At 69.1% G+C, this 25,226-nt stretch carries 30 protein-coding genes; 25 read left to right on the top strand and 5 right to left on the bottom strand.

Going from position 1 to position 25,226, the window contains the following annotated elements; genetic code table 11:
• Positions 1-68 precede the first annotated feature (68 nt).
• The 9 genes from CQ393_RS16225 (at position 69) to truD (ending at position 7,907) form a co-directional block, all read left to right on the top strand.
• On the top strand, positions 69-323 hold the full coding sequence (locus CQ393_RS16225) for a hypothetical protein (RefSeq protein ID WP_153193020.1): 255 nt from the start codon (positions 69-71) through the stop codon (positions 321-323).
• Between the two features lie 193 nt (positions 324-516).
• A complete protein-coding gene (locus tag CQ393_RS16220) occupies positions 517-2,181 on the top strand; it encodes a CTP synthase (RefSeq protein ID WP_153193018.1) in 1,665 nt (554 codons plus the stop codon).
• A gap of 236 nt (positions 2,182-2,417) precedes the next feature.
• Positions 2,418-3,251 (top strand): 3-deoxy-8-phosphooctulonate synthase, encoded by an 834-nt coding sequence (gene kdsA, locus CQ393_RS16215; RefSeq protein WP_153193016.1) that lies wholly within the window; start codon positions 2,418-2,420, stop codon positions 3,249-3,251.
• Positions 3,252-3,288: 37 nt separating this feature from the next.
• Positions 3,289-3,789 carry a hypothetical protein gene (locus tag CQ393_RS16210; RefSeq protein ID WP_153193014.1) on the top strand — a complete coding sequence of 167 codons (501 nt, stop codon included), beginning with the start codon at positions 3,289-3,291 and terminating at the stop codon, positions 3,787-3,789.
• Positions 3,786-5,078, top strand: a complete 1,293-nt coding sequence (gene eno / locus CQ393_RS16205) for a phosphopyruvate hydratase (RefSeq protein ID WP_153193012.1) — start codon at positions 3,786-3,788, stop codon at positions 5,076-5,078. Before CQ393_RS16210 ends, eno begins: the two co-directional genes overlap by 4 nt.
• A gap of 5 nt (positions 5,079-5,083) precedes the next feature.
• Positions 5,084-5,434, top strand: a complete 351-nt coding sequence (gene ftsB, locus CQ393_RS16200) for a cell division protein FtsB (RefSeq protein ID WP_153193010.1) — start codon at positions 5,084-5,086, stop codon at positions 5,432-5,434.
• Positions 5,431-6,126, top strand: coding sequence for a 2-C-methyl-D-erythritol 4-phosphate cytidylyltransferase (gene ispD / locus CQ393_RS16195; RefSeq protein ID WP_153193008.1), 696 nt, complete (start codon positions 5,431-5,433; stop codon positions 6,124-6,126). The genes ftsB and ispD overlap by 4 nt, the downstream gene beginning before the upstream one ends.
• A 54-nt stretch (positions 6,127-6,180) precedes the next feature.
• Positions 6,181-6,678, top strand: a complete 498-nt coding sequence (ispF, locus tag CQ393_RS16190) for a 2-C-methyl-D-erythritol 2,4-cyclodiphosphate synthase (RefSeq protein WP_153193006.1) — start codon at positions 6,181-6,183, stop codon at positions 6,676-6,678.
• A 170-nt stretch (positions 6,679-6,848) separates the two neighbouring features.
• Positions 6,849-7,907 (top strand): tRNA pseudouridine(13) synthase TruD, encoded by a 1,059-nt coding sequence (gene truD, locus CQ393_RS16185; protein ID WP_153193004.1) that lies wholly within the window; start codon positions 6,849-6,851, stop codon positions 7,905-7,907.
• Positions 7,908-8,118: 211 nt separating this feature from the next.
• Here the strand turns inward: truD and CQ393_RS16180 are convergent, their stop codons facing one another.
• Positions 8,119-8,658, bottom strand: coding sequence for a Smr/MutS family protein (locus CQ393_RS16180; protein WP_194269698.1), 540 nt, complete (start codon positions 8,656-8,658; stop codon positions 8,119-8,121).
• Between the two features lie 173 nt (positions 8,659-8,831).
• Here CQ393_RS16180 and surE point away from each other — a divergent pair, with 173 nt between their 5' ends.
• The 6 genes from surE to CQ393_RS16150 all read left to right on the top strand — a co-directional run bounded on the left by surE (position 8,832) and on the right by CQ393_RS16150 (position 12,351).
• Positions 8,832-9,611: a 5'/3'-nucleotidase SurE gene (surE, locus tag CQ393_RS16175; RefSeq protein WP_153193000.1), complete on the top strand. Its 780-nt coding sequence runs from the start codon at positions 8,832-8,834 to the stop codon at positions 9,609-9,611.
• Positions 9,608-10,285, top strand: coding sequence for a protein-L-isoaspartate(D-aspartate) O-methyltransferase (locus tag CQ393_RS16170; RefSeq protein WP_153192999.1), 678 nt, complete (start codon positions 9,608-9,610; stop codon positions 10,283-10,285). Before surE ends, CQ393_RS16170 begins: the two co-directional genes overlap by 4 nt.
• A gap of 32 nt (positions 10,286-10,317) precedes the next feature.
• Positions 10,318-10,932 carry a YqaA family protein gene (locus CQ393_RS16165; RefSeq protein ID WP_153192997.1) on the top strand — a complete coding sequence of 205 codons (615 nt, stop codon included), beginning with the start codon at positions 10,318-10,320 and terminating at the stop codon, positions 10,930-10,932.
• On the top strand, positions 10,929-11,708 hold the full coding sequence (locus CQ393_RS16160) for a peptidoglycan DD-metalloendopeptidase family protein (protein WP_228114630.1): 780 nt from the start codon (positions 10,929-10,931) through the stop codon (positions 11,706-11,708). Before CQ393_RS16165 ends, CQ393_RS16160 begins: the two co-directional genes overlap by 4 nt.
• A 56-nt stretch (positions 11,709-11,764) precedes the next feature.
• Positions 11,765-12,037 carry a hypothetical protein gene (locus tag CQ393_RS16155; protein ID WP_153192993.1) on the top strand — a complete coding sequence of 91 codons (273 nt, stop codon included), beginning with the start codon at positions 11,765-11,767 and terminating at the stop codon, positions 12,035-12,037.
• Positions 12,038-12,123: 86 nt separating this feature from the next.
• Positions 12,124-12,351 carry a hypothetical protein gene (locus tag CQ393_RS16150; protein WP_343200006.1) on the top strand — a complete coding sequence of 76 codons (228 nt, stop codon included), beginning with the start codon at positions 12,124-12,126 and terminating at the stop codon, positions 12,349-12,351.
• A 136-nt stretch (positions 12,352-12,487) separates the two neighbouring features.
• Here the strand turns inward: CQ393_RS16150 and CQ393_RS16145 are convergent, their stop codons facing one another.
• Both CQ393_RS16145 and yhbY read right to left on the bottom strand, forming a co-directional pair.
• Entirely contained in the window at positions 12,488-12,859 is a 372-nt protein-coding gene (locus CQ393_RS16145; protein ID WP_153192991.1) for an Mth938-like domain-containing protein, read from the bottom strand.
• A gap of 17 nt (positions 12,860-12,876) precedes the next feature.
• Positions 12,877-13,182: a ribosome assembly RNA-binding protein YhbY gene (gene yhbY, locus CQ393_RS16140; protein ID WP_153192988.1), complete on the bottom strand. Its 306-nt coding sequence runs from the start codon at positions 13,180-13,182 to the stop codon at positions 12,877-12,879.
• A 58-nt stretch (positions 13,183-13,240) separates the two neighbouring features.
• Here yhbY and rlmE point away from each other — a divergent pair, with 58 nt between their 5' ends.
• The 7 genes from rlmE to hflX all read left to right on the top strand — a co-directional run bounded on the left by rlmE (position 13,241) and on the right by hflX (position 19,960).
• Entirely contained in the window at positions 13,241-13,876 is a 636-nt protein-coding gene (gene rlmE, locus CQ393_RS16135) for a 23S rRNA (uridine(2552)-2'-O)-methyltransferase RlmE (RefSeq protein ID WP_343200008.1), read from the top strand.
• 55 nt (positions 13,877-13,931) lie between these two features.
• Positions 13,932-15,854, top strand: a complete 1,923-nt coding sequence (ftsH, locus tag CQ393_RS16130) for an ATP-dependent zinc metalloprotease FtsH (RefSeq protein WP_153192986.1) — start codon at positions 13,932-13,934, stop codon at positions 15,852-15,854.
• Positions 15,855-16,240: 386 nt separating this feature from the next.
• A complete protein-coding gene (locus CQ393_RS16125) occupies positions 16,241-16,420 on the top strand; it encodes a hypothetical protein (RefSeq protein ID WP_153192984.1) in 180 nt (59 codons plus the stop codon).
• On the top strand, positions 16,420-17,316 hold the full coding sequence (gene folP / locus CQ393_RS16120; protein ID WP_153192982.1) for a dihydropteroate synthase: 897 nt from the start codon (positions 16,420-16,422) through the stop codon (positions 17,314-17,316). The genes CQ393_RS16125 and folP overlap by 1 nt, the downstream gene beginning before the upstream one ends.
• Entirely contained in the window at positions 17,316-18,269 is a 954-nt protein-coding gene (gene miaA, locus CQ393_RS16115; RefSeq protein ID WP_153192980.1) for a tRNA (adenosine(37)-N6)-dimethylallyltransferase MiaA, read from the top strand. The genes folP and miaA overlap by 1 nt, the downstream gene beginning before the upstream one ends.
• A gap of 90 nt (positions 18,270-18,359) precedes the next feature.
• Positions 18,360-18,635, top strand: a complete 276-nt coding sequence (gene hfq, locus CQ393_RS16110) for an RNA chaperone Hfq (RefSeq protein ID WP_054668644.1) — start codon at positions 18,360-18,362, stop codon at positions 18,633-18,635.
• 14 nt (positions 18,636-18,649) lie between these two features.
• Entirely contained in the window at positions 18,650-19,960 is a 1,311-nt protein-coding gene (gene hflX, locus CQ393_RS16105; protein WP_343200005.1) for a ribosome rescue GTPase HflX, read from the top strand.
• A gap of 427 nt (positions 19,961-20,387) precedes the next feature.
• Here the strand turns inward: hflX and asd are convergent, their stop codons facing one another.
• Positions 20,388-21,230, bottom strand: a complete 843-nt coding sequence (asd, locus tag CQ393_RS16100) for an archaetidylserine decarboxylase (RefSeq protein ID WP_153192978.1) — start codon at positions 21,228-21,230, stop codon at positions 20,388-20,390.
• The gene (locus CQ393_RS16095; protein WP_153192976.1) at positions 21,227-21,874 is read right to left on the bottom strand and encodes an SCO family protein; all 648 of its coding nucleotides are present in this window, start codon (positions 21,872-21,874) and stop codon (positions 21,227-21,229) included. The genes asd and CQ393_RS16095 overlap by 4 nt, the downstream gene beginning before the upstream one ends.
• 207 nt (positions 21,875-22,081) lie before the next feature.
• Between CQ393_RS16095 and prmB the strand changes: the two genes are divergently transcribed.
• From prmB to CQ393_RS16080, 3 genes are read left to right on the top strand one after another with little or no spacing between them, the layout of a single operon-like run.
• Positions 22,082-23,008 (top strand): 50S ribosomal protein L3 N(5)-glutamine methyltransferase, encoded by a 927-nt coding sequence (prmB, locus tag CQ393_RS16090; protein ID WP_153192974.1) that lies wholly within the window; start codon positions 22,082-22,084, stop codon positions 23,006-23,008.
• Positions 23,005-24,108 carry a chorismate synthase gene (gene aroC / locus CQ393_RS16085; RefSeq protein WP_153192972.1) on the top strand — a complete coding sequence of 368 codons (1,104 nt, stop codon included), beginning with the start codon at positions 23,005-23,007 and terminating at the stop codon, positions 24,106-24,108. The genes prmB and aroC overlap by 4 nt, the downstream gene beginning before the upstream one ends.
• Positions 24,101-25,153 (top strand): D-glycerate dehydrogenase, encoded by a 1,053-nt coding sequence (locus CQ393_RS16080; protein WP_153192970.1) that lies wholly within the window; start codon positions 24,101-24,103, stop codon positions 25,151-25,153. The genes aroC and CQ393_RS16080 overlap by 8 nt, the downstream gene beginning before the upstream one ends.
• Positions 25,154-25,226: the final 73 nt, after the last annotated feature.

Raw genomic sequence — 25,226 nt, 5'->3', positions numbered from 1 at the left:
TATCCTGTGCGGGCTGGACAAGTACGCAACCGGCCCCTGTGCGTCGGTGGAAACTCCGGAGGATGAAGATGAAATCGTCGAAATTGCTGGTTCTGGCCGTTGCCGCCGCCGCCGCGCTGGCGGTCCCGTTGGTGATGGCGCAGAGCGCCGCCGACAAGGGCAAGGCGGGCGAGGCCGCGCAGAATGCGGCCGTGGACAAGGCGCAGAACGAGGCCGAGCAGAAAGCCAAGCGCCGCGCTGCCGCCGCCGCCCAGGAAAAAGCCAAGGGCGAGCAGTCGGCCCCGCGCGAAGAGGAAGAAGAGGAAGCCCGCAAGCGTCGCTGACGCGGGTCTTCCGGTATCGATGGACGCCCCGGCGCAGGCCGGGGCGTCTTTTTTGTTAAGCCCCCTGCGGCGGCACGGCTCCTGGCCGGGGCGGCCGTGACGCCGGGCCGGATTTTTCGATGTCGCCGCATGCCGCGCTTGGGTGTTCGCGCGACAACCTTTAAACTAGGGCTTTCCGGGAGGCAAGTGAGCCATGACCCCCCTTATTTTCGTTACCGGCGGTGTGGTGTCCTCGCTTGGCAAGGGCATTGCCGCCGCGTCGCTGGCCTCCATCCTCGAGGCGCGTGGCCTGAAGGTCACGATGATGAAGCTGGATCCGTACATCAACGTCGATCCGGGCACCATGAGTCCCTTCCAGCACGGCGAGGTCTACGTCACCGATGACGGTGCCGAGACCGACCTGGACTTGGGGCACTACGAGCGCTTCGTCCATACCCGCCTGAGCCGCAAGAACTCGGTCACCACCGGGCGCATCTACGAGAACGTGATCCGCAAGGAGCGCCGCGGCGACTACCTGGGCGCGACCGTGCAGGTGATCCCGCACATCACCGACGAGATCCGCCGCTGCATCGACGAGGCCACCGAGGGCTTTGATGTGGCACTGGTGGAGATCGGCGGCACCGTCGGCGACATCGAATCGCTGCCGTTCCTGGAAGCCATCCGCCAGGTGCGTACCGAGCGCGGCCCCGAGAAGGCCTTGTTCATGCACCTGACGCTGGTGCCGTACATCGGCGCCGCCGGCGAGCTGAAGACCAAGCCGACCCAGCACTCGGTCAAGGAGCTGCGTTCGATCGGCATCCAGCCCGACGTGCTGCTGTGCCGTTCCGAGCAGGCCATCCCCGATTCGGAACGGCGCAAGATCTCGCTGTTCACCAACGTCTCCGAGCGCGCGGTGATCAGCGTGCCGGACGTGGAGGTGCTGTACCGCGTGCCGATGGGCCTGCATGCGCAGGGCCTGGACGACATCGTGGTCGACCAGCTCAAGCTCGCCGACAAGGCCGGCCCGGCCGACCTGTCCGAATGGGAGGCGGTGCTGGATGCGGCGCTGCACCCGCTGGACGAGGTGACCATCGCCGTGGTCGGCAAGTACGTGGACCACCAGGACGCCTACAAGTCGGTCGGCGAGGCGCTCAAACACGGCGGCCTGCGCCAGCGCACCCGCGTCAACCTCAAGTGGCTGGAAGCGCAGGACCTGGAGGAGACCGGCATGTCCGCGCTGGAAGGCGTGGACGGCATCCTCGTGCCCGGCGGCTTCGGCGACCGTGGTTTCGAGGGCAAGGTGCTGACCTCGCAGTACGCCCGCGAACACCGGCTGCCGTATTTCGGCATCTGCTACGGCATGCAGGCGGCGGTGGTGGACTACGCCCGCCACGTGGCCGGGCTGGACGGCGCCAACAGTACCGAGAACGACCGCCAGTCGCCGAACCCGGTGATCGGCCTGATCACCGAATGGCGCACCGCCAGCGGCGAGGTCGAGAAACGCGACGAGAAGTCCGACCTGGGCGGCACCATGCGCCTGGGCCTGCAGGAGCAGCGCCTGAAGCCGGGTACGCTGGCGCGCGAACTGTACGGCAAGGACGTGGTGGCCGAGCGCCACCGCCACCGCTACGAGTTCAACAACCGCTACCGCACCCAGCTGGAGGACGCCGGCCTGGTGATCTCCGGCAAGTCGATGGACGACACGCTGGTGGAAGTGGTGGAACTGCCGCGCGAGGTGCACCCGTGGTTCCTGGCCTGCCAGGCGCACCCGGAATTCCTGTCCACGCCGCGCGGGGGGCATCCGCTGTTCATCGGCTTCATCCGCGCCGCGCGCGAGAAGAAGGCCGGCGGCAAGCTGTTGAAGGAAGCGCGGGCGTGATGTTTTTCCCTTCTCCCTCCGGGGCGAAGGCGTGTGGCTTGCGGGCCACCGGCTCGCACACGCCTGAACGTCCGGCGCGTTGCGCCGGGCAGGGGCGCGCAGCGAGGTGCCCCGAAGGGGCGGATGAGGGTGCGGGCGAAGCCTCGCAGTACCCGCATGCCGCGGTGGCTTCGCCCTGAACCCTCACTCCAACCCCTTTCCCGCCGGGAGAGGGGCTTCAATCACGAGGTAGTTGAATGAAGCTCTGCGGATTCGAAGTAGGCCTGGACCAACCGCTGTTCCTGATCGCCGGCCCCTGCGTCATCGAGTCGATGCAGCTGCAGCTCGACACCGCCGGCAGGCTCAAGGAGATCACCGGCAAGCTGGGGATGAACTTCATCTTCAAGTCCAGCTTCGACAAGGCCAACCGTACCTCCGGCACCAGCTTCCGCGGCCCGGGCATGGAAGAAGGTCTGAAGGTGCTGGCCGAGGTGAAGAAGCAGATCGGCGTGCCGGTGCTGACCGACGTGCACGAGTACACGCCGATGGACGAAGTGGCCTCGGTCGTCGACGTGCTGCAGACCCCGGCCTTCCTGGTGCGCCAGACCGACTTCATCAGGAAGGTGTGCAGCGCCGGCCGGCCGGTGAACATCAAGAAAGGCCAGTTCCTGTCGCCGTGGGACATGAAACCGGTCGTGGAGAAGGCCAAGGCGACCGGCAACGACGACATCATGGTCTGCGAGCGTGGCGCCAGCTTCGGCTACAACAACCTGGTCAGCGACATGCGCTCGCTGAGCGTGATGCGCGACACTGGCTGCCCGGTGGTGTTCGACGCCACCCATTCGGTGCAGCTGCCGGGCGGGCAGGGCAGCAGTTCCGGCGGCCAGCGCGAGTTCGTGCCGGTGCTGGCGCGCGCGGCGGTGGCGGTCGGCGTGGCCGGCCTGTTCGCCGAGACCCACCCGGATCCGTCCAAGGCGCTGTCCGACGGCCCCAATGCGTGGCCGCTGGACAAGATGGAAGCACTGCTGGAAACCCTGCTGGCGCTGGATTCGATCACCAAGAAGAACGGGTTCCTGGAGAGCACGCTCTGATGAGCGGCGGCGCTGGGCCAGCATGGGGGCGGGGCGCATGAAGCGAGCCATTCTTGTGACTATGGCCTGCGCGCTGTTCGTGTTGGCGGGCAATGCTGCCGCATGCCATACCGACCCACCCATCGTGACGCCGCCCCTGCGCGAAGTCACCGGGTCGTCGGATATCGTGGCCGTGATCCATGTCGACTGGGTCGGTTGGCGGACTCCTGCAGAAGAGGCGGAGTTTCGTCGCCTGTGGGAGCGCCCGCCAATGAATACGCCATTTTCCTATCCTGCCCGCTCGGCGCGTTTCAGTGTGAAGCGCGTCCTCAAGGGCAACATTCCGGCCGATACATTGATCTGGAGTGGTGCCACCAGTTGCGAGGTCGGTCTGGCGGAAGGCCGGGATTATGTATTGTTTGCCAGCCTGCCTTCGGGAGAAGATGACCGGCTCATGCCGCTGCGCGGCACGTTTTCCCTGGATGCGCCCCCCTACACCGACGCCATGCTGGCCGAAGTGGAATCCTTCCTCACTCACTCCAACGCCCCCACACCATGACGACAATCGCCAAGATCCACGCCCGTGAAATCCTCGACAGTCGCGGCAACCCCACGCTGGAAGCCGAAGTCACCCTGGCCGACGGCTCGTTCGGCCGTGCCGCGGTGCCCTCCGGTGCCTCCACCGGCACCAAGGAAGCGGTGGAACTGCGCGATGGCGACAAGACCCGCTACCTGGGCAAGGGCGTGCGCGACGCGGTGGCCAACGTCAACGGCCCGATCGCCGCGGCGCTGAAGGATTTCAATGCCGAGGACCAGGCCGGGCTGGACCGCCGCCTGATCGACCTGGACGGCACCGAGAACAAGGGCCGCCTGGGCGCCAATGCGCTGCTGGGCGTCTCGATGGCCGCCGCGCATGCCGCCGCCACCTCGAAGAAGCAGGCGCTGTGGCAGTACCTGGCCGCCAAGACCGGCGCCACGCCGTCGCTGCCGGTGCCGATGATGAACATCATCAACGGCGGCGCGCACGCCGACAACAACGTGGACTTCCAGGAGTTCATGGTGCTGCCGGTCGGCTTCGGCTCGTTCGGCGAATCGCTGCGCGCCGGCACCGAGATCTTCCATGCGCTCAAGTCGGTGCTCAAGGGCCACGGACTGAGTACGGCGGTGGGCGACGAGGGCGGCTTCGCGCCGGACTTCCGCAGCAACGTCGAGGCGCTGGACACCATCCTGGAAGCCATCGGCAAGGCCGGTTACACCGCCGGCGAGGACATCCTGCTGGGCCTGGACGTGGCCTCCAGCGAGTTCTACGAGAACGGCAAGTACAACCTGGTCGGCGAGAACAAGCGCCTGACCTCCGAGCAGTTCGTCGACTTCCTGGCCGACTGGACCGCGCAGTACCCGATCATCACCATCGAGGACGGCCTGGCCGAGAACGACTGGGCCGGCTGGAAGCTGCTGACCCAGCGCATCGGCAGCAAGGTGCAGCTGGTCGGCGACGACCTGTTCGTCACCAACCCGAAGATCTTCGCCGAAGGCATCGAATCGGGCACCGCCAACGCGATCCTGATCAAGGTCAACCAGATCGGCACCCTGAGCGAGACGCTGGAAGCGATCGCCATGGCCGACAAGGCGCATTACGCGGCGATCGTCTCGCACCGCTCGGGTGAGACCGAGGACACCACCATCGCCGACATCGCCGTGGCCACCACGGCCACCCAGATCAAGACCGGCTCGTTGTGCCGCAGCGACCGCGTGGCCAAGTACAACCAGTTGCTGCGCATCGAGGAGGCCCTCGGCGGCAACGCGCGCTACGCCGGGCGCGACGCGTTCGTCTCGCTCAAGCGCTGACGCCGATGCGCGACTGGCGCTGGCTGCTGCTGGTGCTCGCGGTACTGCTGGCGCTGCTGCAGTACCGCTTCTGGTTCGGCCCGGGCAATTCGGGCGAGGTGATGATGCTCGAGGCCCAGGTCGCCAACCAGAAGCGGGACAACGAAGGCCTGCAGCAGCGCAACGACGCGCTCGCCGCCGAGGTCAAGGACCTCAAGGAAGGCGAGGCCGCCATCGAGGAGCGCGCGCGCAGCGAGCTGGGCATGATCAAGCCCGGCGAGAAGTTCTACCGCGTGGTCGAGAACGCGCCTGCTGCCCGGCCGGCCGCCGCGCCGGCGGGCGAGCACGGCGCGGCGACGCAGGAGGACGTGCCATGACCACCCAGGTCTGGGCGGTGGTGCCGGCCGCCGGCCGCGGCACCCGCTTCGGCGGGCCGATGCCCAAGCAGTACCTGCTGGCCGCCGGCGAACCGTTGCTGGCGCATGCGCTGGAGGCATTGCTGTCGCACCCGGGCGTGGCCGGGGTGATGGTGGCCATCGCCGCGGACGATGCCGACTGGCCGGGCTGGAATGCCTTCGCCGGCAAGCCGGTGCTGACCTGCACCGGCGGGCAAACCCGGGCCGCCTCGGTGCTGGCCGGGTTGCAGGCGCTGCCGGAGAGCGTACGCGCCGACGATTTCGTGCTGGTGCACGATGCCGCGCGCCCGAACCTGCCGGCAGGCGACCTGGGCCGCCTGCTGGAGGTGGGACGCACCGATCCGGTCGGTGCCATCCTCGCTGCGCCGGTACGCGATACGCTCAAGCGCGCCGGCGACGATGGCGGCATCGACCGCACCGAGCCGCGCGAGCGGTTGTGGCGCGCGCTGACGCCGCAGTTGTTCCGCCGCCACCAGTTGACCCGCGCGCTGGCCGAGGCGACCGCCGCCGGCGTCGAGGTGACCGACGAAGCCATGGCCATGGAGCGCCAGGGCGCGCGGCCGCTGCTGGTCGAAGGCGACGAATGCAATTTCAAGGTCACCACGCCGGCCGACCTGGCGCGCTTCGAGTTCGAGTTGTCGCAGCGCGGCTGAATCCCCGTCCGGCGTCCCCGCGCCGGGCCTGACACGACGATCCGATCCAACGCCATGAATCCTTCTTCCTTTCCTCCCATCCGCATCGGCCAGGGTTACGACGTGCACGCCTTCGGCGAGGGCGACCACGTCATGCTCGGCGGCGTGCGCGTGCCGCACCGCTGCGGCGTGCTCGCGCACAGCGACGGCGACGTGATCCTGCACGCGCTGTGCGACGCGATGCTGGGGGCGCTGGCGCTGGGCGACATCGGCCAGCATTTCCCGCCCAGCGACGACCGCTGGAAGGGCGCGGACAGCAGCGATTTCGTGCGCCACTGCGACGGCCTGCTGCGCGCGCGCGGCTGGCAGGTGGGCAACGCCGACATCACCGTGATCTGCGAGCGGCCCAAGGTCGGCCCGCATGCGCAGGCCATGCGCGAAACGGTGGCCCGGCTGCTGGGCGTGGAACTGGACCGGGTCAGCGTCAAGGCCACCACCAGCGAGAAACTGGGCTTCACCGGCCGCGAGGAAGGCATCGCCGCGCAGGCGGTGGTGCTGCTGGTTCCGGCATAGCCACCGCAGATTACCCGCGTTCTCGTAGGAGCGGCTTCAGCCGCGAAGAGGCACTCCCAGCCCAACCCTACATCCGGCCTGCACAAAGGCGGGAGAATGCATGAAAGCCCCTTCGCGGCTGAAGCCGCTCCTACGAGGATGCGGGCCAGACATCGTTCCACAGGACTGACATGACCGATCTTCCCGCGCTTCCCCTTGCCTACGGTGCCCCGGTACTGCGCGCGCTGATGCGCAGCGTGCCGGAGGATTTCCAGGTCGACGAACTGCCCGCCTTCGAGGCGAGCGGCGAGGGCGAGCACCTGCTGCTGGACATCCGCAAGCGCGGCGCCAACACCGTGGGCGTGGCCAGGCAGCTGGCGCAGTGGGCCGGCGTGCCGGAAATGGGCGTCAGCTATGCCGGGCAGAAGGACCGGCACGCGGTGACCACACAGCGTTTCAGCGTGCACCTGCCCAGGCGCGTCGCGCCCGACCTGGCGCTGCTGGAGTCGGACGAGGTCCACGTGCTGGCCTCGACCTGGCACAACCGCAAGCTGCAGCGCGGTGCGCTGGCCGGCAACCGCTTCACGCTGGTGCTGCGCGGCGTGCAGGGCGAACGCCCGGCCATCGGCGAGCGCCTGCAGGCCATCGCCGCGCGCGGCCTGCCCAACTGGTTCGGCGAGCAGCGCTTCGGCCGCGATGGCGGCAACGTACCGGCGGCGCTGGCGATGTTCGCCGGCCGCCGGGTGCGCAAGGACCAGCGCTCCATGTTCCTGTCGGCGGCGCGCTCGGCGCTGTTCAACCGCGTGCTCGCCGCGCGCGTGGAACAGGGCAACTGGGACGGCGCGATGGACGGGGAGGTGTGGATGCTCGACGGCAGCCGTTCGGTGTTCGGCCCCGAACCGATGAGCGAGGCGCTGGCCGAGCGCCTGGCGCGTTTCGACATCCACCCCAGCGGGCCGTTGTGGGGAGCGGGCGAACTGCGCGCCACCGGCGCCGCGCTGGAACTGGAGCAGGCGGCGCTGGCCGACGATCAGGCACTGGCGCTGCGCGCCGGCCTGGAGCAGGCCGGGCTGAAGCAGGAGCGGCGCGCGCTGCGGCTGCGGCCGGCGCTGATGCGTCACGCCTGGCTGCAGGACGACGTGCTGGAACTGTCCTTCGCGCTGCCGCCGGGCTGCTACGCCACCGCCGTGCTGCACGAACTGGGCGAGGTGAGCGACGCCAGCCGTGTCGGATCACCCGCAGCGGAGTAAATCTCAGGGTCCATCGGTACGGACCACCCTGCTGCGTAGGAGCGGCTTCAGCCGCGAAACCCATGCAGGCACGGGCTTCCGGGCGGTCCGCGACCGCAGGCCGCAGCGCATCACCCGCACCGCGACGAACGCAGCGCCCCTGCCGCCAGCATGTGACAGCTGCGCTGCGCACCCCCGCTGCCGATTGCCGGGGTCGCCGGAAGCTATCGCCTCAGCGCCGCGCCAGCAGCACCAGCACCGCGCCGGTGCCGCCCTGCGCGGGCGGCGCGGAATGGAAGGCCAGCACGTCGTTGCGCTGGCGCAGCAGGCGGTCCACCAGGTTCTTGAGCACCGGCGCGCCGCCGTCGGACTGCAGCCCCTTGCCGTGGATGATGCGCACGCAGCCATGGTCGTGCGCATGGGCGTCGAGCAGGAATTCGCGCAGCAGGTGTTCGGCCTGGGCCACGCTGGCGCCGTGCAGGTCCAGTTCGTCCTGCACCGAATACTGGCCGCGCTTTAGCCGCTGGAACATGCGCGGCGGCAGCGCGTCGCGCCGGTAACTGGCCACGTCGCCGGCTTCCAGCGGCGCGCTCGAATGCAGCAGCCGGGCGAACTCGCCCAGCGCCTGCGCCTCGTCCTGCTCGGCCATGCGCGCACGCGGCTTCGGCCGCGGGCGGGCGATGGCGGGCGTTTCCACCTTGCGCAGCGGCTTTACCTGGCCGATGGCGGAGCGGAACAGGGCGCCGTCGTCTTCGTCTTCTGGGTGCGACATGCGCATAGCGTAACGGCTGCGGCGATGGGCAGGATGTCACGGGAAGGCGACGGACGCATTCCGGTATCATGCCGGATCGGGCCATGCCGGCCGGCGTGCTGCACGCCGACGGGATGGCGGTGGACGGCGAGGCAGCGGGAGCGCCGTCATGGATTCAGCGATTCAGGTCTTCAATGCGCGTACTTGTAAGCAACGACGACGGCGTGGACGCCCCCGGCATCAGGATGCTCGCCGAGCAACTGCGCAATGCCGGGCATGAGGTCACCGTGGTGGCGCCGGACCGCGACCGTTCCGGCGCCAGCAACTCCCTTACCCTGGACCGGCCGGTGCGGCTGCGCCGGATCGACCACTACACCTGCGCGGTGGCCGGCACGCCCACCGACTGCGTGCATCTGGCCCTGACCGGCATGCTCGAGCACGAGCCGGACATCGTGGTCTCGGGCATCAACAACGCGGCCAATCTCGGCGACGACGTGATCTATTCCGGCACCGTGTCGGCGGCGATGGAAGGGCGTTTCCTCGGCCTGCCGTCGGTGGCGGTGTCGCTGGTGACCCAGCGCCACGAGGCGAAGAACTTCCTCAGCGCCGCGCGCGCGGCCATCGAGATCGTCGCGCGGCTGGTGGCCGATCCGCTGCCGGCCGACACCATCCTCAACGTCAACGTGCCGGACCTGCCGTGGGAGCAGATCCGCGGCTTCGAGGTGACGCGGCTGGGCAACCGTCACCGCGCCGAGGCCTGCATCCCGGCCACCGACCCGCGCGGCAATACCGTGTACTGGATCGGCCCGGCCGGTTCCGAGCAGGATGCCGGCCCCGGTACCGATTTCCACGCGGTGCGCACCGGCCATATCTCGATCACCCCGATCCAGGTGGACCTGACCCGCTATGCGGCGCTGGAGAAGGTCGCCAGCTGGGTCGGCGGGCTGTCGGCGACGCTGGAGCGCCCGGCATGACGCCACGCCTGCGTCTTTCCCCCGAGGCGGTAGGCAGCGGCATGACCTCGCAGCGCGTGCGCGACCGGCTGGTGGACCGCCTGCGCGAGGCGGGTATCGGCGACGAGCGCGTGCTCAACGCAGTGCGCGTGGTGCCGCGGCACCTGTTCATCGACGAGGCGCTGGCCTCGCGCGCCTACGAGGATACCGCGCTGCCGATCGGCCATGGCCAGACCATCTCCCAGCCGTGGGTGGTGGCGCGCATGACCGAGGCGGTATTGCAGGCGGCGCCGAAGACGGTGCTGGAAGTGGGCACCGGTTCGGGATACCAGGCCGCGATCCTGGCGGCGGTGGGGCTGGAGGTGTACACCGTCGAACGCATCGGCGACCTGCTGCGCCAGGCGCGCAAACGCCTGCGGCAACTGGGCATGAACGTGCGCAGCAAGCACGACGACGGCCGCATCGGCTGGCCCGAGCACGGCCCCTACGACGCCATCGTGGTCACCGCCGCCGCACCGGCGCTGGTGGACGCGCTGATCGAGCAGCTGGCCGTGGGCGGCCGCCTGGTGGCGCCGGTGGGCGGCCCGGGCGGGCAGATGCTGCTGCAACTCAGCCGGCAGGCCGACGGCGGCATCGCGCAGGAGGAACTGGCGCCGGTCAGCTTCGTGCCGCTGCTGTCTGGCATGCTGGATTGAACGCGCTGGACTGACACGGGAACCCTGCGACGATGAAGATATTCGGGCCGCTGTACGACCGCGCCCTGTACTGGGCCAGCCACAAGCGCGCGCCCACCTACCTGACGGTGCTCAGCTTCGTGGAGGCCATCATCTTCCCGGTGATGCCGGAAGTGATGCTGATGCCGATGTGCGTGGCGCAGCCGCGCAAGGGCTGGCGCTTCGCCACCTTGAGCCTGGCCGGCTCGATGGTCGGGGCGTTGATCGGCTATGCGCTGGGCCACTATGCGTTCGAGGCGCTCAAGCCGCTGTTCGCCGCGATGGGCATGCTGCCGGGCATCGAGTCGGGCATCGCCACGCTGCAGGCGAAGATGGCCGAATCGCCGTGGGCGGTGTTCACCTTCCTGGTGCTGGGCGGCTTCATGCCGATCCCGATGAAGGTCTTCACCTGGGCATCGGGTATCGTCGGCGTGCCGCTGCCGCAATACGTGCTGAGCATGCTGGTGGGGCGCGGCAAGCGCGTCTATGTACTGGCCGCGGTGATCCGCTTCGGCGGCGCGCGCGCGGCCGAGGCGCTGCGGCGCTGGATCGAACCGCTGGGCTGGATTGCGACCGCGCTGGTCGTCGCGCTGGTGGGCTGGCTGGTATGGAGGGCGAAATTCGCATGAGTGCAGAGGTAATGGTCAAGGGCGTTTCCAGGGCGGTGGCAGGCATGGCGGCGCTGCTGCTGGTGGCGATGGCGGCGGGCTGCGGCACCGCCACGGTGGTCAGGCCTTCCGGCAGCGCATCAACGGCCGCGTCCGCGCCGCGCACGTCCGTGCCCAAGCCAGGCCAGACCGCGGTGGTGCGTCGTGGCGACACGCTGTACGCGCTGGCCCGCATCCACAACATCACGCCCGGCGACCTGGCGGCCTGGAACGGCCTGTCCAACCCGAACGCGATCTATCCGGGGCAGACGCTGCGGCTGTATCCGGGCAGCGCCACGGCCTCGCGCCCGGCCACCGGCAGCAGCGGAACCGCGACGCGGCCATCGGCGCCGCCGCCCACGGCAACGCCGGCGCCGGCCAGCAGCGGCATCGGCTGGCGCTGGCCGGCCGACGGCGCGCTGGTCGGCCGCTTCGTCGCCGGCGAGACCACCAAGCAGGGCATCGACATCGCCGGCAGCAGCGGCCAGGCGGTGCGCGCGGCGGGGCCGGGCGTGGTGGTCTATTCCGGTGCCGGCCTGGTCGGCTATGGCGAACTGATCATCATCAAGCACAACGACCAGTGGCTGTCGGCCTACGGCCACAACCGCAAGCGCCTGGTCAACGAGGGCCAGAACGTCAAGGCCGGCGAGCAGATCGCGGAAATGGGCCGTACCGGCACCTCGCGCGACATGCTGCACTTCGAGATCCGCTACAACGGCAAGCCGGTGGATCCGCTGCAGTACCTGCCGCAGAAGTAGCGGATGAACGCAGGGCCGCGGCGTGCGGCCCTTCCATCCGGACACGGAGGACAGGGATGCTGTTCGTCGAAACAATGAAGGAAGCGTGTTTCGTCGTGTTCCCCGTCTACGTCGTGCTGACGGTGCTGGCCTGCGTGTTCGACTGGCGCCGCCTGCAGGGGCTGGGCTCGCTGGGGGGCATGGTGGGATGCGTGATCGGCGCCGCGCTCGCGGCGCAGCTGGAACTGGCGGCGGTGCCGCGCTGGCTCCTGATGGGGGCGATGGTCGGAATCTTCCAGTATCTGTTCGCCCTGCTGGAGCGGAAGGCGCGACTGCGGCACGCCAGCTGAGCCGCTGTATGCGGTGCATGGACATACGCGGCGGGCACGCGGCATCGTTCGTTCCATGGAGGCGGTGCTGGTCGAGGAGGAAGAGCGTGGAGAAATCGCGTTACTGGTTCGCCGCCAAGGAACTGGGATGGGGCTGGGGATGGCCGCTGGCGTGGCAGGGATGGCTCGCCTATGCGCTCGCGGCCTTGCTGCTGGTCGCCGGTTTCGTGGTGTTCCCGCCGGTGGCCGAACCGGTCCGCGCCCTCGTCTGCAACGTGGGCGTCGTTCTGCTTCTGCTGCTCGTCTGCTGGCTCAAGGGCGAGCCGTTGCGCTGAGCGTCGCGCGATGGCGGGGACACGCAGCGGCGGTACGCAGGCGCCGTGGATGCGCGGCTTGCCCGCATGAAGGTCCAGGCGTGTTTCGTGCGCGGCAACTCCCGCACCGGCGCCAGGCGTCCGGCCGTCGCTGCCGTCAGTCCAGGATGAACGCCGCGACCACGCGGCGGTTCTCGCCGGCCAGCACGTTGAACGTGCGCGCGGCCGAGGCGTTGTTCATCACTTCGATGCCGATCCCGCGGGTCAGGCAGGCGGCCATGACCGCCGCCGGCGGAAACACCTGCCGCTCGCCCGTGCCGAGGATGAACACCGCCGGGTTCTGTTCCAGCGCCGGCGCCAGGTCGTCCACGCCGAGCTGGCCGATTCCGGTCACTTCCCAGTCCTCGACCAGCTGGTCGGGAGAGAGGATGAAGCTGCGCGTCAGCGTCCTGTCGTTGACCCGGGCCTGGTGGCCGTCGGCCGAGCGCAGGGCGTAGGTGTAGTCGGGCAGTTCGCGGCTCAGGTACATCTTGCGTTCCTCGGCGGTCAGCCGCGGGGCAGCACGATCTGGCGCTTTTCCCGGGCCGGGCGGTACAGCACGGCGACGTGGCCGATGCGCTGGATCAGCGCGCCGCCGCTGGCCTGGACCAGTTCGCCGATCATGGCGTCGCGCGCCTCGCGGTCTTCGGCGGCGATCTTCACCTTGATCAGTTCGTGGCGTTCCAGCACCTCGTCCAGTTCCGCCAGGAAGGCGGGGGTGACTCCCTTGCCGCCGATCTGCAGCAGTGCTTTCAGATCGTGGGCCATGCCGCGCAGGAATCGGTTCTGGGCCGGGGTGAGGACGATGGACATGCAGGGATTACGGGTTATCAAGGGGGTTCAGGGTATCATGCCCACCCCTACAGGCCCCATTCCGATGTCCCGCAGCAAGAGCAGCCAACGCTGGTTGAAGGAACATTTCTCCGATCCCTTCGTGAAGAAGGCCCAGGCCGAAGGCATGCGCTCGCGCGCCGCCTACAAGCTGGAGGAGCTGCTCCAGCGCGACCGGCTGCTGAAGCCGAACATGGTGGTGGTCGACCTTGGCGCCGCGCCGGGCGGCTGGTCGCAGCAGGTGCGGAGACAGATGGGCGACAGCGGCCGGGTGCTGGCCCTGGACATCCTGGAGATGCCGCCCCTGGCCGGCGTGGAGTTCCTTCACGGTGACTTCAGGGAGGAAACCGTCCTATCCCAGTTCGAAGCCATGCTTGGCGACCAGCCGGTGGACCTTGTCCTGTCGGATATGGCCCCCAATAAGAGTGGCATGGATGCGGTGGACCAGCCGCGGATGATGCACCTGGCGGAACTGGCGATGGATTTCGCCGACAACCATCTCAAGCCGGGTGGGGCGTTCCTGATCAAGCTGTTCCAGGGCGTCGGCTTTGACGACTACGTGCGGGAAATGCGCCGCCGTTACGACAAGGTCGTGATCCGCAAGCCGGAAGCCTCGCGCAAGCGCTCGCCCGAGGTCTACGCCCTGGGCCAGGGCAAGCGCACGCAGATCAAGTAAGCTCGACACCATACGAATCGCGTCAGAAATTAGAGGAACGCCGGAGCCGATGAGGATGAACGACCTGACCAAGAACCTCCTGCTATGGGTGGTTGTCGCCGTCGTGCTGATGGTGGTGTTCCAGAGCTTCGCTCCGCGCGGCGGCACGTCGCCGACCACCGACGCCAACACCTACACCCAGTTCCTGCGCGACGTGGATGCCGGGCGGATCAAGTCGGTGGAAATCACCAACGAGACCACCCTCACTGCCAACGCCATCCGCTTCAAGCGCAGCGACGGCAGCGAGGGCGCGCTGTACGGCCCCAGCGACAGCAAGCTGATCGACCAGCTCTACCAGAAGGGCGTGGACGTCGTACGCATGAAGCCGGAAACCGGCCTCAGCTTCTGGTCGATCCTGCTGCAGTTCCTGCCGGTGCTGCTGCTGATCGGCTTCTGGATCTTCATGATGCGGCAGATGCAGGGCGGTGGCGGCGGCGCCAAGGGCGCGATGTCCTTCGGCAAGTCGCGCGCCAAGCTGCAGGGCGAGGACCAGATCAAGGTGACCTTCGCCGACGTGGCCGGCTGCGACGAGGCCAAGGAAGAGGTCGGCGAACTGGTCGATTTCCTGCGCGACCCGTCCAAGTTCACCAAGCTCGGCGGCAAGATCCCGCGCGGCGTGCTGATGGTCGGCCCGCCGGGTACCGGCAAGACGCTGCTGGCGCGCGCCATCGCCGGCGAGGCGAAGGTGCCGTTCTTCTCCATTTCCGGCTCGGACTTCGTCGAGATGTTCGTCGGCGTCGGCGCCAGCCGCGTGCGCGACATGTTCGAGCAGGCCAAGAAGCACGCGCCGTGCATCATCTTCATCGACGAGATCGACGCGGTCGGCCGCCATCGCGGTTCGGGCATGGGCGGCGGCCACGACGAGCGCGAGCAGACCCTGAACCAGATGCTGGTCGAGATGGACGGCTTCGAGGGGGGCGAGGGCGTGATCGTGATCGCCGCCACCAACCGTCCGGACGTGCTCGACAAGGCGCTGCTGCGCCCGGGCCGCTTCGACCGCCAGGTCATGGTCGGCCTGCCCGACATCAAGGGCCGCGAGCAGATCCTGCGCGTGCACCTGCGCAAGGTGCCGGCCGCCGACGACGTGCGCCCGGAAGTGCTGGCGCGCGGCACCCCGGGCTTCTCCGGCGCCGACCTGGCCAACCTGGTCAACGAGGGCGCCCTGTTCGCCGCGCGCCGCGGCAAGCAGGAAGTGAGCATGCAGGACTTCGAGGACGCCAAGGACAAGATCTACATGGGTCCTGAGCGCCGCAGCATGGTCATGCGCGAGGACGAGCGCCGCAACACCGCCTACCACGAGTCCGGCCACGCCGTGGTCGCCATGTCGCTGCCCAAGGCCGACCCGGTGCACAAGGTCACCATCATGCCGCGCGGCTGGGCGCTGGGCGTGACCTGGCAGCTGCCCGAGCACGACCACATCAGCAAGTACAAGGACCGCATGCTGGAAGAGCTGGCGATCCTGTTTGGCGGCCGCATCGCCGAGGAGATCTTCGTCGGCGAGATGTCCACCGGCGCCTCGAACGACTTCGAGCGCGCCACCAAGCTGGCCCGCGGCATGGTCACCAAGTACGGCATGTCCGACGTGATGGGCACCATGGTCTACGCCGACGAGGAAGCCGGCTACGGCATGCACAGCAAGACCATCTCCGAGGCCACCCAGCAGAAGGTGGACGCGGAGATCCGCCGTATCCTCGACGAGCAGTACAACGTGGCGCGCCGCATCCTGGAGGACAAGCGCGACGTCGTCGAAGCCATGACCGCCGCGCTGCTGGACTGGGAAACCATCGACGCCGAGCAGGTCAAGGCGATCATGGAAGGTCGCAAGCCCTCGCCGCCGGCCGGCTGGGTGGACAAGCCCAAGAGCGGCCCGTCGGACAGCGACCAGGGGGGCGACGCGCACCCGGTCGCGCCGATCAGCGACCCGGCGGGGCAGCACTGAGCTCGGTATTTGCATGAGGCATTGGACGAACGGGCCGGTTTTCCGGCCCGTTTGCTTTTGGTGCTTAGCGCTTCTCCCTCCGGGAGACAGCTTGGCAGGATTGCCAAGCGGCCCGTCGAAGCCGTCCGACGGGTGAGGCACAGGGATGTGCCGGATGTCGGTGCCCGAAGGGCGGATGAGGGCGAACGTGGTCCATGATGGTCAACCCTTTGGACTACGTTGCCCTTACCCCAACCCTGCTCCGCGCCCCGGCCCACGCCAGCGGCGCGGGCGCTCCATTGCACGCGCGCCAGTGGCGCGCAAGCCGTGCGGTCTCGCCCCGCAGGGAGAGGGGCTTTGACTCCCCGGCTCTATCCGTCGGAAATGCGGCCGTAATATAGGCACCCATGAACGAAGCTTCCCCAAACACACCGGGGCACATCCCCGAAATGGTCATCGCCACCGTCGCGGGCGTCGCCTTCGCGATGAAGACCGGCCATTACCTGGCCGGCATCGTCCTCGGCATCGCATTGGGCGTGGTGTTGAGCCTGGTCGGCACGGCGATCCGCGCAAGGAACAAACGCTGATGTTCGATATTTCCCCGGTACTGGATTGCGCCGGCCGGCCGCTGCGGCTGGACCGCCCGCGGGTGATGGGCATCGTCAACGTCACCCCGGATTCGTTCTCCGATGGCGGGCAGCACTTCGATACCGGTGCGGCCATCGCCCATGCGCTGGCGCTGGTCGAGCAGGGCGCGGACCTGCTCGACATCGGCGGCGAATCCACCCGGCCCGGCGCCGCGCAGGTATCGGTGCAGGAGGAGATCGAACGCGTGGTGCCGGTGATCGAGGCGCTGGTGGCGCGCGTGCCGGTGCCGGTCAGCGTCGATACCTTCAAGCCGGAGGTGATGCGCGCGGCGCTGGCCGCCGGCGCCGGCATGGTCAACGACGTGCAGGCCCTGCGCCAGCCCGGCGCGCTGGAGGCCGTGGCCGGTTCCGGCGCGGCCGTGGTGCTGATGCACGCGGTCGGCGGCCCGCACGATGCCGGTGCGGCCTGGGACAGCGGCGACGTCGCCGGCGACGTGCAGCGTTTCCTCGCCGAGCGGATCTTCGCCGCGGAGATGGCCGGCATCGCCCGCACCCGGCTGGTGGTCGACCCCGGCTACGGCTTCAACAAGGACACCGCGCAGAACTTCGCACTGCTGGCGGCACAGGAAAAACTGCTGGCGCTGGGCGTGCCGCTGCTGGCAGGGCTGTCGCGCAAGCGCTGCATCGGCGAGGTCATCGGGCGCGCCATAGCTGCCGGGCGCGTGGCCGGTTCGGTCGCCGCGCACCTGCTCGCGGTACAGCGCGGGGCGAGGATCGTGCGCGTGCACGATGTGGCCGCCACGGTCGATGCGCTCAAGGTGCTGGCCGCGCTCGACGCGGTGCCGGCGCCGCGCGCTGACCGCCCGGCGCCGCCGCACTGGCCGGACGAGGATTGATGGCGGCCGACACGCGGCCGCTGGCCATCGCGCTGATGGGCCCCACCGCCTCGGGCAAGACCGCGGCGGCCATCGACCTGGCCAGGCGCCATGGCGGCGAGATCGTCAGCGTCGATTCGGCGTTGGTGTACCGCGGCCTGGAGATCGGCGCGGCCAAGCCCGACACGACCGAGCGCGCCGGCATTGCCCACCATCTGCTGGACCTGCGCGATCCCTGGCAGAGCTACTCGGCCGCCGAGTTCGCTGCCGATGCCGCCGCCGCGGTGCGCGACATCGTCGCGCGCGGCCGGCTGCCGATCCTGGCCGGCGGCACCGGGCTGTATTTCCGCGCGCTGCTGCAGGGGCTGTCGCCGATGCCGGAGGCCGACCCGGCCATGCGCGCGGCGATCAGTGCCGAGGCCGGCGCCGTAGGCTGGCCGGCGCTGCACGCGCAGCTGGCGCAGGTCGATCCGGCCGCGGCCCGGCGCATCCATGCCACCGATCCGCAGCGCATCCAGCGCGCGCTGGAGGTCTACCGGCTCACCGGCAAGCCGATCAGCCATTGGCAGGCGCTGCCGGGCGTCGCCCGCCTGCCGGCGCGCGTGCTCAAGCTGGTGCTGGCGCCGGCCGACCGCGCGGTGCTGCATGCCCGCATCGAACGCCGTTTCGACCTGATGCTCGAGCAGGGATTCCTCGACGAAGTGCGGCGCCTGCGCGCGCTGCCGCAGATGGCGGGCGTGCCCGCGCCGCTGGACCTGCCGGCGATCCGCGCGGTGGGCTACCGCCAGGCCTGGCAGTTCCTGGACGGGCAGGACGACACGGCCGCATTCCGCGACAAGGCGGTCTTCGCCACCCGCCAGCTCGCCAAGCGCCAGCTCACCTGGCTGCGCGGCGAACTGGACGCGCGCTGGTTCGATCCGGCCACCGACGCGCAGCGCCTGCAGGACGCGGTTTCCCTGTTTCTGGGGCGATGAAGCACGCCGGGCGGTGTAACATCCCGGTTCCGGACAGGCAGGGGAAGCCGCACGGTCCGGGTCGATAAGAACAATAAAGAGGAGTTGAAGATGTCCAAGGGGCAATCCTTGCAGGACCCGTTCCTGAACGCGCTGCGCCGCGAGCGCGTGCCGGTTTCGGTCTACCTGGTCAACGGCATCAAGCTGCAGGGCACGATCGAATCGTTCGACCAGTTCGTGGTGCTGCTGCGCAATACGGTCAGCCAGATGGTCTACAAGCACGCCATTTCCACCGTGGTGCCGGCGCGCAACGTGCGCGTAGGACCGGGCGGCGGCTACGTGCAATCGGCCGACAGCAATCAGGCAGGCGATGACGACAACGAATAAGCAGGACGTGGCGCGTGTTTGACCGTTCCAAACGAGGCGAACACGCGCTGTTGATCCAGCCGCACGCAGGGCGGCTGGAAGAGGATGTGCTGGAAGAGTTCACCGACCTGGCCCGCTCGGCCGGGGCCAGCATCGCGGCCACCGTGACCGCGCGCATCGACCGCCCCAGTCCTTCCACCCTGATCGGCAGCGGCAAGCTGGACGAGGTCAAGGCCATGGCCGATGCCACCGGCGCCGACCTGGTGCTGGTCAACCACGCGCTGACCCCGGTGCAGGAGCGCAACCTGGAACGGTTTCTGGAGCGGCGCGTGATCGACCGCACCGGGCTGATCCTGGACATCTTCGCCCAGCGTGCGCACAGCCACGAAGGCAAGCTGCAGGTGGAACTGGCGCAGCTGCGCCACCTGGCCACGCGCCTGGTGCGCGGCTGGACCCACCTGGAGCGCCAGCGCGGCGGTTCCATCGGCCTGCGCGGCCCCGGCGAGACCCAGCTGGAAACCGACCGTCGCCTGCTGCAGAAGCGCGTGGAGCAGTTGCAGAAGCGCCTGGACAAGGTGGAGGTGCAGCGCACCCAGATGCGTCGCGCGCGCGTGCGCAGCGAGATGCCGCGCGTGGCCCTGGTCGGCTACACCAACGCCGGCAAGTCGACCCTGTTCAACGCGCTGACCGGCGCCGGCGCCTATGCCGCCGACCAGCTGTTCGCCACGCTCGACCCGACCGTGCGCCGCATCGCGCTGCCCGGTGGCAACGCGATGCTGGCCGACACCGTCGGTTTCGTGCGCGACCTGCCGCACGAACTGGTCGCCGCGTTCCGCTCCACCCTGAGCGAGGCGCGCGAGGCCGATTTCCTGCTGCACCTGGTCGATGCCGCCGATCCGCTGCGCGAGGAGCGCATCGCGCAGGTGGACGAAGTGCTGGAGGCGGTCGGCGCCGGCGAGCTGCCGCAGCTGCTGGTGTTCAACAAGATCGATCGCATCGACGGCGCCGACGTGCGCCACGACGCGCAGGACGGTGTGCCGGACGAAGCGCGGCGCGAACGCGTATGGATTTCCGCGCGCGACGGCCGTGGCCTGGACCTGCTGCAGTCGGTGCTGGGCAAGCGCCTGGGCCTGCAGCACGTCACCGGTACCGTGCGCCTGCCGCCCAGCGCCGGCCGACTGCGTTCGCGCCTGCACCAGCTGGAAGTCATCCGCAGCGAACAGGCCGACGAGGAAGGCTGGCTGATCGAGGTGGACATCCCCATCGCCGAAGCGGAGAAGCTGGCCGCGGGTGCCGACGGGCAGGTGATCCGCGCGCTGCTGCCGGAGCGCGAGCCGGAGTGGTGAGCAATGGGAAACGGGGGCGCCTTCAACAGCGGATTCCCACCTGCATGCCGCCATCAAGGAAAATTCCGCGGGACACGGAAAACATCCGCCAGATATTTATTCTTGCGCGGGAAAAGCCGTGATTCCGTAGGAGCGACTTCAGTCGCGACCGGGGCTTGGCCGGGATAGCTCTTTCGCGACTGAAGTCGCTCCTACGAAGGGCGATGAGGAATGGCCGCTATGGATTTCGGCCGATGTCCCCACGAAACCCGCGGGTGCGGCTTGCCACACGTGCCCGGTTTGCCTTTACGACGGGATCGAACTGCGCCACGCCCGGCAGAGGCACGATCATGATGGAGCCATGGTCGAAGCGCGCCGCAATGACATCAAGGCGCCAGGATGGTGGGTGCGTCGCCACCTTGCCGATGCCTCCGTGCCGCAGCAGACATTACTTCAATCGCGCAAGCATCTGTCCCAATATGACCGGGCTCTCCGCCTTCAACGCCGGATCGAACTCGGCCACGCCCGGCGGCAGCAGCACGATCACGGTGCTGCCGTAGTTGAAGCGCGCCATCTCGGCGAACCGCTCCAGCGTGATGCCCTTGCCGCGCCAGTCCTTGCGGGTGATGCGGTCGCCGTAGGCGGGGATTTCCTCGCCGCTCCATACCGTTTCCACGCCGCTGACCAGCAGCGCGCCGACCATCACCTGCACCATCGGGCCGAAGTCGGTGTCGAAGTGGCACACCAGCCGCTCGTTGCGGGCGAACAGGCGCGGCACTCGCGCCACTGCGGCGGTGCCGACGCTGAACAGCCGGCCCGGCACGTGCACGGTCTCGCGCAGGGTGCCGGTCCAGGGCATGTGCACGCGGTGGTAGTCGCGCGGGGACAGGTAGACGGTGGCGAACAGGCCATCGGCGAAGGGTGCGGCATCGGTGGCGTCGCCGAGCAGTTCGGTGGCGGTGAACGACTGTCCCTTGGCCTGGAAGATGCGGCCGCCCTCGATCGCGCCGAGCTGGCTGATGTGGCCGTCGGCCGGCATCAGCAGCGCACGCGGGTCGGGGTCGGCCACGCGTACGCCGGGCCTGAGCGCGCGGGTGAAAAAAGCATTGAAGCTGGGGTAGCTGCGCGGGTCGGGGTCGGCGGCTTCGCCCAGGTCGACGCCGAACTTCGCGGTCACCGTGTCGATCAGCCAGCGCGAGACCCGCGGGTTGCGCGAATAGGCCAGCGAACGGGCCAGCGAGGAAAGAAAGCGGTGCGGCAGCGCGTAGGTGAGCGTTGTCAGCAGACTCATGGGGCGGTTTTTCCGGTGAGCTTGGTCAGGTCGCTGGCGATCAGCTTCGGGTCGAACGGCGGGCGCATCAGGCCGGCCAGGCGGCCTTCGGGATCGAGCACGGCGATGCTGGCCGAGTGGTCCATGCTGTAGTCGTTCGGGTTCTTGTCGAAGTTTTTGCCCGGCGCCTTCTGGAACACCAGGCCGAGCGGGGTGGCGAAGCGCTCCAGCGACGGCACGTCGGCGGTCGCCGCCAGCGTGTCCTTGTGGAAGGCGTGGGCGTATTCGCCCAGCCGCGCCGGCGTATCGCGTTCCGGATCGACGGAGACGAACACCACGCGCGGGCGCAGGCTTTCGGGAATGCCTTCCCATTGCTTCTGCGCCAGCGCCAGCTCGGCCAGGGTGGTCGGGCACACGTCCGGGCAGGAGGTGAAGCCCAGGAACACCAGGGTCCAGTGCCCGCGCAGTTCGCCGGGAATCAGGCGGGTGCCGTCGGACTGGCTGAGGCTGAAGTCCGGCACCGGCCGCGGCGTGGGATAGAAGATGATCGAGCCGGTCTGGCGGCCGCCGTTGCCGGCCGGGCCGAACACCTTCTGCGCCAGCAACAGGCCCAGGCCTGCCGCCAGCGCGATGGCCAGGACGATGCCGGTATTGCGGTTGAACATGGACCGTGTCTCCGTACGGGTGAGGGCGGCGCCCGGCCCGGGTCGGACGCGGGCCTGCGGGCAGCGGTGGCGGGATGCGCAGGCGGCCCCTTGCCGGGGCGTTGCGGCCCGATGCCGGGACATCGCCGCAGTTTCGGCTGCAACCGGGCGCTCAATATACCGGGTGCACGCCTATAATCGCAGACCACTCTTGTTGCCCGTATTGCCATGACAGCCCAGGCGGCCGCCGAACTCCACACGATCATCGACCTGATCCGCTACGGCGCCAGCCGTTTCAATGCCGCGGGCCTGACCTTCGGACACAGCTACGACAACGCGCTGGACGAGGCCACCAGCCTGGTGCTGCATACCCTGCACCTGCCGCCGGACCTGGGCCCGGCCTATGGCCAGGCGCGGCTGCTGGCCGAGGAGAAGCAGCAGGTGCTGGCGCTGTTCGAGCGCCGCATCGCCGAGCGCGTGCCGGCCGCCTACCTGACCGGCGAGGCGTGGTTCGCCGGGCTGAGCTTCAAGAGCGACGCCCGCGCGCTGGTGCCGCGTTCGCCCATCGCCGAGCTGATCCTCAATGGCTTCGAGCCGTGGCTGGCCGGGCGCGACGTTTCCCGCGCGCTGGACCTGTGCACCGGCTCGGGCTGCATCGCCATCGCCATGGGCCACTACTACCCGAACTGGCAGGTGGACGGCAGCGACATCAACGAGGCCGCGCTGTCGCTGGCGGCCGAGAACAAGGAGCGCCTGCTCGCGCACAACGTCGAACTGGTCAGCAGCGACCTGTTCGCCGGCCTGCAGGGCCGCGTCTACGACCTGATCGTCACCAACCCGCCGTACGTCACCAACGACGAGACCGACGCGCTGCCGCGCGAATACGCGCACGAGCCGGAGCTGGCGCTGCGCGCCGGCGACGACGGCCTGGACCTGGTGCTGAAGATCCTGCGCGACGCGCCGGACCACCTGAGCGAGGACGGCCTGCTGATCTGCGAAGTGGGCGATTCCGAACAGCACCTGGTCAAGCTGCTGCCGGAAGTGTTCATGTCCTGGATCGAGTTCAAGGTCGGGCAGATGGGCATCTTCGCGGTCGAGGCCGCCGAACTGCGCGCCCACCACGCGCGCATCGCCGAGCTGGCGGCGCAGCGATGAGCTCCAATTCCTTCGGCAAGCTGCTGACGGTCACCACCTTCGGCGAATCGCACGGGCCGGCGATCGGCTGCGTGATCGACGGGTGCCCGCCGGGGCTGGAGATCGCGCCGGAGGAATTCGCCCACGACCTGCAGCGCCGGGCCACCGGCAAGAGCCGGCACACCTCGGCGCGGCGCGAGGCCGACGAGGTGGAGATCCTGTCCGGCGTGTACGAAGGCCGCACCACCGGCACGCCGGTCGCGCTGCTGATCCGCAACACCGACCAGCGCAGCAAGGACTACAGCAACATCGCCGCGCAGTTCCGTCCCGGCCACGCCGACTACAGCTACTGGCAGAAGTACGGCATCCGCGACCCGCGCGGCGGCGGCCGTTCCTCGGCGCGCGAGACCACCATGCGCGTGGCCGCCGGCGTGATCGCCAAGAAGTGGCTGCGGCAGCGTTACGGGGTGACCGTGCGCGGCTGGCTGTCGCAGCTGGGCGAGATCACCCCGGCCGGCTTCGACTGGAGCGCGGTGGAGGACAACCCGTTCTTCTGGCCCGACGCCGCGCAGGTGCCGGCGCTGGAGGCGTACATGGATGCGCTGCGCAAGTCCGGCGATTCGGTCGGCGCGCGCGTGAACGTGGTGGCCGACGGCGTGCCGCCGGGCTGGGGCGAGCCGATCTACGGCAAGCTCGACGGCGAGATCGCCGCGGCGCTGATGAGCATCAACGCGGTCAAGGGCGTGGAGATCGGCGACGGTTTCGCCAGCGCCGCGCAGAAGGGCACCGAACACCGCGACCTGATCGCGCCCGCTGGTTTCCAGTCCAACCACGCCGGCGGCATCCTCGGCGGCATCGCCACCGGCCAGCAGATCGTCGCCTCGATGGCGCTCAAGCCGACCTCCAGCCTGCGCCTGCCCGGCGCGACGGTGGACGTGGAAGGCAACGCGGTCGAGGTCGTCACCACCGGCCGTCACGACCCCTGCGTCGGCATCCGTGCCACGCCCATCGCCGAGGCGATGCTGGCGCTGGTGCTGATGGACCAGGCGCTGCGCCACCGCGCACAGTGCGGCGACGTCGGCGACGTCTCCCCGCGCATCCCCGGGAGCCTCGATGGCTGAGCGGCGGCCCCGCGTCTGGGTATCGCAGCCGCTGTTCGACGACACCGTCGCGCAGCTGGCCGCGTACTGCGACGTGGTGGCCACGCCGGCCGTCACCGCCCACGACAGCGCGGCGCTGGCGACGCACCTGGCCGGCGCCGACGGCGCCCTGGTCACGCTCAACGAACGCATCGGAACGGCCGAGATCGCCGGCGCGCCGTCGCTGAAGATCGTCGCCAACGTCGGCGTCGGCTACAACAACCTCGACATTCCGGCGCTGAGCGCGGCGGGCATCGTCGCCACCAACACCCCGGACGTGCTCACCGAGACCACCGCCGACCTCGGCTTCGCATTGCTGATGGCCGCGGCGCGGCGCATCGTCGAGTCCGACCGCTGGCTGCGCGAGGGCCACTGGGGGCAGTGGTCGTTCACCACCATGCTCGGCGCCGACCTGCATGGCAGCACCCTGGGCATCCTCGGCATGGGCCGCATCGGCCAGGCCATCGCCCGCCGCGGCCACCACGGTTTCGGCATGAAGGTGCTGTACCACAAACGTTCGCGGCTGCCGGCAGACGTGGAGCAGGCGGTCGGCGCACGTAACGTGGGTTTCGACGAGCTGCTGGGCAGCGCTGATCACCTGCTGCTGGTGCTGCCCTACACCGCGCAGAACCACCACATCATCGACGCCGTCGCGCTGGCGAAGATGAAGTCCACCGCCACACTTGTGAACATCGCCCGCGGCGGCATCGTCGACGAGCTGGCGCTGGCCGACGCGCTGGCGCAGGGCCGCCTGGCCTCGGCCGCGCTTGACGTCTACGAGAACGAGCCGGACGTGCGTCCGGAACTGCGGGCCCTGCGCAACATCGTGCTGACCCCGCATGTCGGCAGCGCCTCGCTGGCCACGCGCCGGGCGATGGTGCAGGTGGCGGTGGACAACCTGCTGGCCGGCCTGGGCATCGGCGCCAACGCCGGCCGTCCGGCCAATGCGGTCAATGCCGGCCTGCTGGCCGAAGGCAACGCCCGCATGGGCGATGCCGGCAGCAAAATCGACACCAAGAAACGATAGGGAGCCTCCGAGGCGGTCCGCCGGAGGTTCCCCGAACCTGGCTCGACGCGTGTCCCCCATCTCTTTCTTTCGA

The sequence above is a fragment of the Stenotrophomonas sp. MYb238 genome, assembly GCF_009496535.1.
Lineage (GTDB): Bacteria > Pseudomonadota > Gammaproteobacteria > Xanthomonadales > Xanthomonadaceae > Stenotrophomonas.
The sequence above is the reverse complement of the archived record's forward strand: the minus strand, read 5'-3'. Positions and strand labels throughout refer to the sequence as shown.

What these genes read in the sequence shown, in the direction of transcription:
- CQ393_RS16225 (WP_153193020.1), top strand. Translation starts at nt 69, where the DNA reads ATGAAATCGTCGAAATTGCTGGTTCTGGCCGTTGCCGCCGCCGCCGCG.
- CQ393_RS16220 (WP_153193018.1), top strand. Translation starts at nt 517, where the DNA reads ATGACCCCCCTTATTTTCGTTACCGGCGGTGTGGTGTCCTCGCTTGGC.
- kdsA (WP_153193016.1), top strand. Translation starts at nt 2,418, where the DNA reads ATGAAGCTCTGCGGATTCGAAGTAGGCCTGGACCAACCGCTGTTCCTG.
- CQ393_RS16210 (WP_153193014.1), top strand. Translation starts at nt 3,289, where the DNA reads ATGAAGCGAGCCATTCTTGTGACTATGGCCTGCGCGCTGTTCGTGTTG.
- eno (WP_153193012.1), top strand. Translation starts at nt 3,786, where the DNA reads ATGACGACAATCGCCAAGATCCACGCCCGTGAAATCCTCGACAGTCGC.
- ftsB (WP_153193010.1), top strand. Translation starts at nt 5,084, where the DNA reads ATGCGCGACTGGCGCTGGCTGCTGCTGGTGCTCGCGGTACTGCTGGCG.
- ispD (WP_153193008.1), top strand. Translation starts at nt 5,431, where the DNA reads ATGACCACCCAGGTCTGGGCGGTGGTGCCGGCCGCCGGCCGCGGCACC.
- ispF (WP_153193006.1), top strand. Translation starts at nt 6,181, where the DNA reads ATGAATCCTTCTTCCTTTCCTCCCATCCGCATCGGCCAGGGTTACGAC.
- truD (WP_153193004.1), top strand. Translation starts at nt 6,849, where the DNA reads ATGACCGATCTTCCCGCGCTTCCCCTTGCCTACGGTGCCCCGGTACTG.
- CQ393_RS16180 (WP_194269698.1), bottom strand. Translation starts at nt 8,658, where the DNA reads ATGTCGCACCCAGAAGACGAAGACGACGGCGCCCTGTTCCGCTCCGCC.
- surE (WP_153193000.1), top strand. Translation starts at nt 8,832, where the DNA reads ATGCGCGTACTTGTAAGCAACGACGACGGCGTGGACGCCCCCGGCATC.
- CQ393_RS16170 (WP_153192999.1), top strand. Translation starts at nt 9,608, where the DNA reads ATGACGCCACGCCTGCGTCTTTCCCCCGAGGCGGTAGGCAGCGGCATG.
- CQ393_RS16165 (WP_153192997.1), top strand. Translation starts at nt 10,318, where the DNA reads ATGAAGATATTCGGGCCGCTGTACGACCGCGCCCTGTACTGGGCCAGC.
- CQ393_RS16160 (WP_228114630.1), top strand. Translation starts at nt 10,929, where the DNA reads ATGAGTGCAGAGGTAATGGTCAAGGGCGTTTCCAGGGCGGTGGCAGGC.
- CQ393_RS16155 (WP_153192993.1), top strand. Translation starts at nt 11,765, where the DNA reads ATGCTGTTCGTCGAAACAATGAAGGAAGCGTGTTTCGTCGTGTTCCCC.
- CQ393_RS16145 (WP_153192991.1), bottom strand. Translation starts at nt 12,859, where the DNA reads ATGTACCTGAGCCGCGAACTGCCCGACTACACCTACGCCCTGCGCTCG.
- yhbY (WP_153192988.1), bottom strand. Translation starts at nt 13,182, where the DNA reads ATGTCCATCGTCCTCACCCCGGCCCAGAACCGATTCCTGCGCGGCATG.
- ftsH (WP_153192986.1), top strand. Translation starts at nt 13,932, where the DNA reads ATGAACGACCTGACCAAGAACCTCCTGCTATGGGTGGTTGTCGCCGTC.
- CQ393_RS16125 (WP_153192984.1), top strand. Translation starts at nt 16,241, where the DNA reads ATGAACGAAGCTTCCCCAAACACACCGGGGCACATCCCCGAAATGGTC.
- folP (WP_153192982.1), top strand. Translation starts at nt 16,420, where the DNA reads ATGTTCGATATTTCCCCGGTACTGGATTGCGCCGGCCGGCCGCTGCGG.
- miaA (WP_153192980.1), top strand. Translation starts at nt 17,316, where the DNA reads ATGGCGGCCGACACGCGGCCGCTGGCCATCGCGCTGATGGGCCCCACC.
- hfq (WP_054668644.1), top strand. Translation starts at nt 18,360, where the DNA reads ATGTCCAAGGGGCAATCCTTGCAGGACCCGTTCCTGAACGCGCTGCGC.
- asd (WP_153192978.1), bottom strand. Translation starts at nt 21,230, where the DNA reads ATGAGTCTGCTGACAACGCTCACCTACGCGCTGCCGCACCGCTTTCTT.
- CQ393_RS16095 (WP_153192976.1), bottom strand. Translation starts at nt 21,874, where the DNA reads ATGTTCAACCGCAATACCGGCATCGTCCTGGCCATCGCGCTGGCGGCA.
- prmB (WP_153192974.1), top strand. Translation starts at nt 22,082, where the DNA reads ATGACAGCCCAGGCGGCCGCCGAACTCCACACGATCATCGACCTGATC.
- aroC (WP_153192972.1), top strand. Translation starts at nt 23,005, where the DNA reads ATGAGCTCCAATTCCTTCGGCAAGCTGCTGACGGTCACCACCTTCGGC.
- CQ393_RS16080 (WP_153192970.1), top strand. Translation starts at nt 24,101, where the DNA reads ATGGCTGAGCGGCGGCCCCGCGTCTGGGTATCGCAGCCGCTGTTCGAC.